We start from the raw sequence: 9,608 nt of genomic DNA on the forward strand, positions 1-9,608 counted from the left end.
CGGCAATGAAGCCGACGCGAACCTGCGTCGAGCCGTTCTCGCACAGCCACGCCGCGATCGCTCGTACTGCTTCATGGCGTCGAAGCTTTCGAACCACCCACCAAGCCCAGCCGCAGCAGGCTCTCGGCCGTCGCGACGATCGCTTCCTCGACCGGACGCGGGTTCCAGCCGAGCAGACGTGTCGCCTTTTCGCTGGTGGCGTCCATCATCACGCCTACATGCCTAGCCAGCATCTTTGTCGTCGGATCACCGCGCAGCGCCAGCAGGCGGACCACCCAGTTGGGAATTTCGCGCGTCGGCACCTTGCTGGCAGCGGCTCCCATGCGTTGGCGCAGCACTTTCGCGACCTCGGCCGTCCACAGGCTATGGCCCGAAATGCCGATGAACCGCTCGCCCTTTGCAGCAGGGTTGGTCATCGCCAGCAGGTGCAGGTCGGCCAGGTCGCGCACATCGACATAACCGGAATTGACTTTCGGGCAGCCCGGCATGCCATCCATCAGCCGCTTGATCAGCCCGATCGAATGCGAGAAGTCGGCGGCCAGAACCGGACCGAGTACAGCCACCGGATTGACGACGGAGAGTTCGAGGCCGCGCCCTTCCCGGGCGATGAAGTCCCAGGCGGCGCGCTCCGAAAGCGTCTTCGATTTCTGGTATGGCGCGATATCGCCGCTGAGGTCTGACCAGTCCGTCTCGTTGAATGGTCTCGTCTGTGGCTTGTGGCCCATGGCGACAGCGCCGATGGCCGAGGTCAACACCACGCGTTTGACGCCGACATCGAGCGCGGCCTTGAGCACCCGTAGCACGCCGTCGACTGCCGGCCTCACCCAATCCTCCTCGCGCGTCTGGCTGCCGGAGGGTGTCGGCGAAGCGCCGTGCATTACATAGGCACAACCGGCCACAGCCTCAGCCCAGCCCGCATCCGCATTCAGGTCCGCTGCGACGAAGGACAGCCGGTCGCCGGGTTCAGCGCCGCCTTCCCTCAGCATTGCGCGCACCTCGGCTTCGCGCTTGAGCGAACGCACGGTCGTGCGCACGCGATAGCCGGCGTCGAGCAGCTTCAAGATGCAATGCGATGCAATGAAGCCGGAGCCGCCGGTAACCAGCACCAATTCTTCGTTCATGTCCGTCTCCTGATGTCTCCGCCGAGAGCGGCGTCGTTTGTTGCCATCAGCTATGCGCGCTCGGCCGGATTGTGAATGCTTGAAAATCCACATAAATTGCGCGAAAGTACAAAGATGAGCGACGACCCTTTCTCGGACATCCTCAGATTCACCAGCGCTCAAACCATGGTGACAGGCGGCTTCACCGCCGGCGGGCCATGGGCGCTGCGATTTCCGGCACCTGAAAAAGTCAAGTTCTTCGCCGTTGTGAAAGGCAATTGCTGGATTCGCCTGGAGGGCGAGGACGAGCCGGTGCATGCGCAAACCGGCGACGTGCTGCTGCTTGCTGCGCGGCGCTCCTTCATCCTTGCCAGCGACTTGTCCGTACCGCCGCTCGATGCGATGGCGGTGTTCTCCGGCTGCAAAATCGCGCAGCTCGGTGACGGCAACGACTTCGCGCATATTGGCGGCCATGTGTTGCTCGACCAGGCGAGCGGACGGCTGCTCGCCGATGTCTTGCCGCCGTGGATCCACATCCACGCCGCCTCGCCACAGGCAGCGATCCTGCGCTGGATTCTTGACCAGTTGGTGCGCGAACAGGCCGATGGCCAACCGGGCGCCAGCCTTGCCTCGGCGCAGCTCGCGCAGCTTCTGTTCATCCAGGTGCTGAGGGCGCATTTGCAAACATCGGAGCTGATGCCCGCCGGCTGGCTGCGCGCGCTCGCCGACCAGCGCCTGGCGCCGGCGCTGCGGCTGATGCATGGCGACCCCGGCCGTGACTGGCATCTTGAGGAACTCGCCAGCGCGACCGCCATGTCGCGCACCAGCTTTGCCTTCCATTTCAGGCGGACCGCAGGCGTCGCGCCGCTGACCTACCTGACGGAATGGCGCATGCATCTCGCCGAGCGCGCGCTGCGCGAGGAGGACACGCCGGTGGCGGTCCTTGCCCGCTCGCTCGGCTATACCTCGGAAAGCGCCTTCAGCAATGCCTTCAAGCGTGTCACCGGCAGCGCGCCCAAGCGCTACCGAATCGCGACGCAAGCCAAGCGCCCGGAGGACACCGCACCCCAGCCCTTAAGCCTGGTGTCCTGAAAGCCTGCCGATGCCCGAAGACCTAATGCAGATGCCTGAGCTTGTCGGGATTGCGCATGACATAGATGGCCGCGATCTTGCCGTCCTCTATGTCGAGGGCGGTGGTCTGCAGTTCGCCATCGGCTTCCAGCGTGATGAACCCCGGCAATCCATTGATGAAACCGACGCGAACCAGCGTCGAGCGGTTGTCACGCAGCCAGGCCGCCACCTGCGCGTACTGCTTCATGACGGCGTCGAAACCCAGCACCGGCGCCAAGGCTGCCGGACGCTTGCCGCCGCCATCGGCATGCGAACTGACATCGGCCGTCAACAGCGCGCCGAGCGCCTGCATATTGCCGCTGCGCGACGCCGCGAAAAAGGCCTCGGCGATTTCGAGGCCGCGCTGCTTCTCCACCTTGAAGCGGGGCCGGGCCTGGCGGACATGGGCGCGGGCACGCGCGGCAAGTTGGCGGCAAGCTGCGGAGTCGCGCTCGATAGCGGTCGCGACCTCCTCGAATTCCAGCCCGAACACATCGTGCAGCAGAAAGGCCGCCCGCTCCAGCGGCGAAAGCCGCTCCAGCACCAGCATCAGCGGCAGCGTGACGTCTTCCAGGTCGTCCTCTTCGACGATCGGCTCGGGCAGCCACGGACCGATATAGGTTTCGCGCTGGCGCCGCGCGGATTTGAGCTGGTCGAGGCAAAGCCGCGTCACCGTACGGCGCAGGAACGCTTCTGGCTCGCGCACCTGCGACCGGTCGATCCCCATCCAGCGGATGAAGGCCTCCTGTACGACATCCTCGGCGTCGCTCACCGAGCCCAGCATACGGTAGGCAACCCGCATCAGCGTCGGACGCAGCGGGCCGAAGCCCGCTGCCGCATCCCCGGTTTCAGCCTCCGTCATCATGCGGCCGCCGCCTTGGCGCTGGATCGGATCGCTGCCGCGTCGGTGTAAAGCCCGAAGCCGACGGCGATGCGGTTCCAGCTATTTATGATGTTGATCAACACGGTGAGCTTGACCTGCTCCTCGTCAGTGAAATGCGCCTTCAAATCATCATAGGCGCGTTCGCGGTCCTGTCCTTCCGAGAGGCGCGTGAGCGCATCGGTCCAGCCGAGCGCGGCACGTTCGCGGTCGCTGTAGCAGGGCGCCTCGCGCCAAGCCGGCAGCAGGTAGATGCGCTGCTCGGTCTCGCCATTCTCGCGGGCTTCGGTCGCATGCAGGTTGATGCAGTTGGCGCAGCCATTGATCTGCGACGCCCGAAGCTTGACCAGCTCGTTGAGGCTGTGCTCGAGCCCGGCGGCGACAGAGAGCTCGGTCGATGCGCGCTGCCATTGCTTGATCAGCGCAGGGGCGGCGGCGAAAAGGTCAATTTTGGCGGTCATGATTGCAGTCCTTGTTGTTGGGTACGCTCTCATGACGAGGCAGGATCGGCTGGTGTGACATCGGGCCAGATTTTTTTGTGCCGAGATTGACGCAGATATGAGGCCGATCCTCACAGCCTTGCCTCGGCGAAGATGCGAGACGCCCATTCCAGAAAAGCGCGTAGCCTTGGAGCAAGTTGCCGGTTCTGCGGATAGAGCGCCGACAATGGCGTCGGCGTCGGCGGAAAATCCTGCAGCACCTCGACCAGTGTCCCATCCGCCAGATCTTTTTCGAGCCGATAGCGTGGTGCCTGGAGAAGCCCCAAGCCCAGGCGCGCCAGCGCGGCCGCGGTGTCCGAATTGTTGACCTTCACCCGGCCCGGCAGCGTGACCCGATGCACCCTCGTGCCGATCGTGAACTCCAGCGGCAGGACTTCGCCCGTGCGCGAGGAGACGAAGCCGACGGCCTGGTGGCCTTCCAGGGCGTCAGGCGATGCGGGCGTCCCCTGGCGCTTCAGATAGATCGGGCTGGCGCAGGTGATTTCGCCGATCGTCGCCAGCCGTCGCATGATCATGCCGCTGTCTTGTGGTTCGCCCGCACGGATGACGCAATCCACCCCTTCGCGCACCAGATCGACCAGCCGGTCGCCCTGGCCGATATGAAGATCGATCTGGGGATAGCGTTCGAGGAACGCAGGCAACTCCGGCAACAGGAATCTCTGCGTGAGCAGTGGATGCGCGTCGATGCGCAACAGGCCGCGCGGTTCGGCGCTGCGGAATCCCGCCTCGGCATCCTCCACTTCACCCAGGATCGAGAGGCAGCGCTCGTAATAGGCCTGTCCATCAAGCGTCGTGGCGACGTGGCGCGTGGTCCTGTCCAGCAGCCTCGTGCCGAGATGGTCCTCCAATTGTTTGATGGCTTCGGTCGCGGTTGAACGCGGCAAGCTGAGATCGGCCGCCGCCGCTGCGAAATTGCGCCGTTCCACCACGCGAACGAACAGCCGCATCCTGTCGAGACGATCCATGGCTTATTGTTCGCCCTACCCGAATACTGCTGTCAAGAGGAGGCCGATTATTCGGATGGATTGGCAGTCTATATCCACGGCTGCAGCATTGAACCTGAAGGAACCTGAAAATGCCGTTTGCCAACTTCAAGACACCGCAGGCCGCTCTGACGAAGACACAGAAGGAAGAACTCGTTCACAGGACCACGCAAATGTTCGTCGAGTATTTCGGTGAAGGCGTTCGCCCCTACACAATGGTGCTGATCGAGGAAGTCGCCGACGGAGGCTACGGCCGCGCCGACGAAGTCTTCGTCATTCCGGATGCCTACCGGGCCAAGGACGCCTGAGTTCGGGATATCGCATCCAGTCCGTGCTTGGCACATATGAGTGCAACAGATCCGGCGCGAACGAAATTTTAATGTAAATCAAGCGTAATCCCGACCATTAAAATGATGCGTATGTGTTGGGGTTGCGCATGCCGGAATACTCTTCCTTCATCCGTTCGATCCGGATCCGCTATATCTCGGGATTGCTGATCTTCGCGCTGGCCTCCGCCGCCGTGATGTTTGCGCTCAATCGCGTCAATTCCTTTCGTCACGACGTCGACGCGCTGAGCAGCAATCTCGTCGTCTTCACCCGCGATCTGCGCAATGCCTCCAGTTTTGCCGAAACCGCCAGCACCACATGGCGCACGGAAACTCGTGACGGCCTTGCCGCCGCCGCGCGCGGCCATTCGCAACGCCTGACCGGTGAGATCGAAACGCTCTCGGCCCAGCTTGCCGCGATCAAGCCGAGCCTGTCGGCCAAGACCCTCAACGAACTCTCCTCCGCTTCCGTCAACGGCGACCTGTTCTGGTCGTCGCGCGATATGGTGCGCAACTTCAACCTGATGTCGGCGGCGCAAAAGACCGACGAATGGAGTTCGCGCGAAATCCTCAACCAGAACGATCTGTTCGTCCAGCCGATGCTGGTGCGGGTGCGCACCGCCATGGACAGTGAACGCCATCTGGCCGACGCCTCCAGCGACCGGCTGCTTTTGTGGGCAAGCGGCCTTTTGTTCGCGGTTCTTGCCATTGCCGCCTTGTGGATCTTCCGGCCGATGGAAAAGGCGATCCGCCGCGCTTTCACCGAATCCGCCGCATCCTTGTTCAAGGCCGAAGCCGCCGACCGCGCCAAATCGGAATTCCTGGCCAATATGAGCCACGAGATCCGCACGCCGATGAACGGCGTGCTGGGCATGGCCGAGCTACTTGCCAAAACCGACCTCACCGCACGCCAGAAAACCTTCACCGACGTCATCGTCAAATCCGGCAATGCGCTGCTTACCATCATCAACGACATCCTCGATTTCTCCAAGATCAATGCCGGCCAGCTGACGCTCGATCCGGCGCCCTTCCGGCTTGCGGAAGCGGTCGAGGACGTGGCGACGCTGGTGTCGGCGCGTGTCGCCGAAAAGAATCTCGAGCTGATCGTGCGTGTCGACCCGCGCCTGCCGGCCCATGTCGTCGGCGATGCCGGCCGCTTCCGCCAGATCGTCACCAATCTGCTCGGCAATGCGGTGAAATTCACCGAAAAGGGCCATGTGCTGATCGATGTCGGCGGCGAGGTGGTCGACGGTCTGGTCCAGCTCAAGGTCCGCGTCGAGGACACCGGCATCGGCATTCCGGCCGAGAAGCTGGAGAACGTGTTCGAGAAATTCGCCCAGGTCGACGGCTCGTCGACGCGCCGCCATGAAGGCACGGGCCTCGGCCTTGCCATTGCCGCCCGCCTCGTCGACCTGATGGGCGGCAAGATCGGCGTCGAAAGCGAGATCGGCCGCGGCTCGGTGTTCTGGTTCGCCGTGCCGCTGCCGGCGCATCAGCAGGATACACGCGACGAGATCGTGCCGGTCGACGTCACCGGCGCCCGCGTGCTGGTCATCGACGACAATCCGGTCAACCGCGAGATCCTGCTGGAACAGCTCAGAAGCTGGAGCTTCGACTGCGCGGCCGCCGAAAGCGGCGCGGTCGGCCTCGCCTTCCTCGACCGGGCCAGCCAGCTGGGTGCGGGGGTTGATTGCATCATCCTCGACTACCAGATGCCCGGCATGAACGGCGCCGACGTCGCCAAGGCGATTGCCGCCGATAGCCGTCTCTCCGCCATACCGATGGTGCTGCTGACTTCGGTCGACCAGGTCGATTTCGGCAAGATGGTCATCGATTTCGGTATTGCCGCGCACCTGACCAAGCCGGCGCGCTCGGCCATCCTGCTCGGCACCGTCATCTCGGTCATCCAGAAGGCGCGGGCCCAGATCGGCAAGGCCCACTTCGTTCGCGAGCCGGTTGTTGCGCAGGCGGCACCCGTGGCACCACCGGCCTTCACCGTCATTCGCGGCCCGGTGATGCCTGCGGCCACCGTGCCCGAATCGATGACCACGCCGAACGGCCCGATCGATATCCTGATTGCCGAGGACAATGACGTGAACCAGCTGGTGTTCGGCCAGATCCTCAATGGGCTTGGCCTAAGCTACCGCATCGCCGGCAATGGCCGCACTGCCGTCGAGATGTACCGGGCGCTGCGGCCGAAGCTGATCCTGATGGACGTCTCCATGCCGGAGATGAACGGCTACGAGGCGACCCGCGCCATTCGGGCAGCGGAGGCGGGGACCGGCAACCATACGCCGATCATCGGCGTCACCGCGCACGCGCTGAAGGGTGACCGCGACAAATGCATCGAGGCCGGCATGGACGACTATCTGCCCAAGCCCGTTTCGCCCGACCGCCTCGGCAGCAAGATCGGCACCTGGCTCAGCGAGACTGTGGCGGCGAAGACGGCTTAGACGGCCGCGTCCAGGCGAAAGCGCCGCATCCAGTCGAGACTGGTTTCGTCCGAGAGCCTGGCTACGCCAGGCTTTACATCGCCGGCATTGGGCGATGGGACGCCCAGGGCCTCGCAGATGGCCGCCAACGTGGCGGCCGGATCGGCTGAGAGACGCTCGTAGCCGATACGCAGCGGTACGATCCCCTGCTCCGCAAACCATGTGTTCCAGGCCGCGTCATAGGCTTCGAGTTTGGCGAGCTCATGCTGGATCCGCTCGAAATCGTATCGGGGTTCCTGCGGCGGTGCGACCCTTTCGACCTCGGTTCCGTCGGGCGCGATATGCCAGAGACCGGTCTGCTCCGCCTTGATCAGCGAGACCGCCTGCGCCAGCTTGTTTTCGCGCGAAAGGTGGATGTAGAGAACGCGGCCGAAGGCCTTTTCAAAGCGCGCTTTGTCCGACGGCAGATCCGGGAAAATCCGGTCGAGGATCGCCGAGAGTTCATCCAGATTCTCCCGCATCAGACGCAGGCCGAAGACGCCTGTTCCGCCCGTTCCGGCCCGGATTGCCTCTTCGAGATAGGCGACATCGAATTCATGCGCGCTCATTGTATCGCGACTGGGCAGGCCCCACTCTTCGGCCCATTCCGCTATATTCTGCCGCCGGTAGAACGAGTGCGGATCGCCGGCTGCCTTCGTCGATGCCAACAGGCCGCACAGCAAAGTGCTTCCGGTTCTCGGCGTACCGCAGATTATGTAGCCGTCTAACATTCACTGCTCTTGTCGTTCGTCAGAGCCAAGGCAAGCCCGGCCACTTATGCGCCGGCCTATAGCTGAAATTCCTGCTGGATGCGACGGGCGCATTCGAGCGGCGTAAGTTGGCTGGTGTCGACTTCGAGGTCGTAATCCATGTGGACGCGAGGATATTGCCAGCGTGCCAGGCCGGGCAGCCTGTCGGCACGCGCGGCTTCCCGCGCTTCCAATACGTCCAACGGCGCCATAACGCCGACGACATGTAAGTCGAAAGCGGACAGCAATTCGCGATACTCCGCTATCCCGTCACTGACGATCACGTCGTCGACGATAAGATCGTTGCCTTGCCCGGCCATGGCGGCGATGGCGTGGCGCATGCCACGCATGGCGCGCGCGCCGACCGGCCCGCTCTTGATCACCACCGACGGCTTGCCGTCTTCCAGCACGGTCTCAAAAGAAAACCCGTCGGCATGATCCTGAAGCGCCTCCGGCAGCATGTCGATGAAGGCATCCATCTGGACATGCAGGAAGGGCGTGGAGGTGATCGTCTGCAGGGCCTTGGCGATCGAGCTCTTGCCGGCGCTGCCGACACCATTGAGCAGGACAATCCTGGCTATCATGTCGCACACCTTCCAAAGAGCCGCCGCGTCTCGCGCATACCTACCGGTTGCGCACGACGATACAGGCGCCGCCGATGCTCTGCAGCTTTTGGCAGATGACATTGGCCGCAGCGCGGTCGTCGACACCGATCCTGACCGCATAAATGCCCCGCCGGCCGATCGGCGTACGCACCCGGCTGACCACCGGATCACGACCGGAAAGCAGCGCCGGAAACCGGCTCCTGACCCGCAGCCACTGATTGATCGCAGCACCGCGGCGGAAATTGCCGGCCACCTGCACGCCCCATGGCTTCACATTGATCGAGGCCATGGCGACGGTTCTCGACATGATCACCGGCAGCTTGCGGCAGGCGACGGCAAAGCTTGTCTTGGCATCGAGCGGCTCGACCGTTCCGGCGTAGGCGCTGTCGGAGAACTTGTCGACCGGCTCGCCCATGACGTCGAAGACGTAAGATTCGGTTTCCATCGGCAGGAAGCCGCCGGAGCCGAGCCAACGCGACACCCGGTTCTCGCCGGCATTGTAGGCGGCGGCCGCGAGGCCGAGATTACCGTAGCTGACCTTCATCTCACCGAGATACTTTGCCGAGGCCGGGATTGCTTGGTCGATGTCGAAGGGGTCGGCCAGCCCGCGCATCTTGGCCGTGCCCGGCATGAACTGGGCGATGCCTTCGGCGCCGACAGGGCTCACCGCATTGGGGTCGAAGCGGCTTTCCTTCCAGATCAGCCTGGCGAAGTAGTCCTTGGGCAGGCCGTTTTGCTCGGCATGCGCCTCGATCAGGTCGCAAACGCGGCCGATCAATCGTTTCGCCGCCGAGCGCGATTGCGGTGGATCGGCGAGTGCCTGTCCGGCAGAGCCCAGCCCGCAGAGCAGGATCACACCGGCTTTGAGAAACGCGCGCATCGGC

The 9,608-nt window shown here is 63.6% G+C and carries 10 protein-coding genes; 3 read left to right on the forward strand and 7 right to left on the reverse strand.

The window, feature by feature from the left end:
• Positions 1–71 precede the first annotated feature (71 nt).
• On the reverse strand, positions 72–1,121 hold the full coding sequence (locus tag AC04SH_RS21110; RefSeq protein WP_488576483.1) for an SDR family oxidoreductase: 1,050 nt from the start codon (positions 1,119–1,121) through the stop codon (positions 72–74).
• Positions 1,122–1,235: 114 nt separating this feature from the next.
• On the opposite strand from AC04SH_RS21110, the gene AC04SH_RS21115 reads away from it, so the two are divergent.
• A complete protein-coding gene (locus tag AC04SH_RS21115) occupies positions 1,236–2,192 on the forward strand; it encodes an AraC family transcriptional regulator (RefSeq protein ID WP_488576484.1) in 957 nt (318 codons plus the stop codon).
• A gap of 22 nt (positions 2,193–2,214) precedes the next feature.
• On the opposite strand, the gene AC04SH_RS21120 is transcribed toward AC04SH_RS21115, so the two are convergent.
• The 3 genes from AC04SH_RS21120 to AC04SH_RS21130 all read right to left on the reverse strand — a co-directional run bounded on the left by AC04SH_RS21120 (position 2,215) and on the right by AC04SH_RS21130 (position 4,555).
• Positions 2,215–3,072, reverse strand: coding sequence for a sigma-70 family RNA polymerase sigma factor (locus tag AC04SH_RS21120; RefSeq protein ID WP_488576485.1), 858 nt, complete (start codon positions 3,070–3,072; stop codon positions 2,215–2,217).
• Positions 3,072–3,551 carry a carboxymuconolactone decarboxylase family protein gene (locus AC04SH_RS21125; RefSeq protein WP_488576486.1) on the reverse strand — a complete coding sequence of 160 codons (480 nt, stop codon included), beginning with the start codon at positions 3,549–3,551 and terminating at the stop codon, positions 3,072–3,074. Before AC04SH_RS21125 ends, AC04SH_RS21120 begins: the two co-directional genes overlap by 1 nt.
• A 110-nt stretch (positions 3,552–3,661) precedes the next feature.
• Positions 3,662–4,555: a LysR family transcriptional regulator gene (locus AC04SH_RS21130; RefSeq protein WP_488576487.1), complete on the reverse strand. Its 894-nt coding sequence runs from the start codon at positions 4,553–4,555 to the stop codon at positions 3,662–3,664.
• A gap of 110 nt (positions 4,556–4,665) precedes the next feature.
• Between AC04SH_RS21130 and AC04SH_RS21135 the strand changes: the two genes are divergently transcribed.
• Both AC04SH_RS21135 and AC04SH_RS21140 read left to right on the forward strand, forming a co-directional pair.
• A complete protein-coding gene (locus AC04SH_RS21135; RefSeq protein ID WP_112559562.1) occupies positions 4,666–4,881 on the forward strand; it encodes a tautomerase family protein in 216 nt (71 codons plus the stop codon).
• Between the two features lie 128 nt (positions 4,882–5,009).
• Positions 5,010–7,352 carry a response regulator gene (locus AC04SH_RS21140; RefSeq protein ID WP_488576488.1) on the forward strand — a complete coding sequence of 781 codons (2,343 nt, stop codon included), beginning with the start codon at positions 5,010–5,012 and terminating at the stop codon, positions 7,350–7,352.
• On the opposite strand, the gene AC04SH_RS21145 is transcribed toward AC04SH_RS21140, so the two are convergent.
• The 3 genes from AC04SH_RS21145 to AC04SH_RS21155 are packed head-to-tail and all read right to left on the reverse strand — an operon-like array spanning position 7,349 to position 9,604.
• Positions 7,349–8,101: a Stf0 family sulfotransferase gene (locus AC04SH_RS21145; RefSeq protein ID WP_488576489.1), complete on the reverse strand. Its 753-nt coding sequence runs from the start codon at positions 8,099–8,101 to the stop codon at positions 7,349–7,351. The two genes, AC04SH_RS21140 and AC04SH_RS21145, sit on opposite strands and share 4 nt — an antisense overlap.
• 56 nt (positions 8,102–8,157) lie before the next feature.
• The gene (locus AC04SH_RS21150) at positions 8,158–8,703 is read right to left on the reverse strand and encodes a chloramphenicol phosphotransferase CPT family protein (protein ID WP_488576490.1); all 546 of its coding nucleotides are present in this window, start codon (positions 8,701–8,703) and stop codon (positions 8,158–8,160) included.
• 40 nt (positions 8,704–8,743) lie between these two features.
• Positions 8,744–9,604 (reverse strand): transglycosylase SLT domain-containing protein, encoded by an 861-nt coding sequence (locus tag AC04SH_RS21155; RefSeq protein ID WP_488576491.1) that lies wholly within the window; start codon positions 9,602–9,604, stop codon positions 8,744–8,746.
• Between the last annotated feature and the right edge of the window lie 4 nt (positions 9,605–9,608).

The organism is Mesorhizobium sp. CNPSo 4688 (assembly GCF_057784295.1).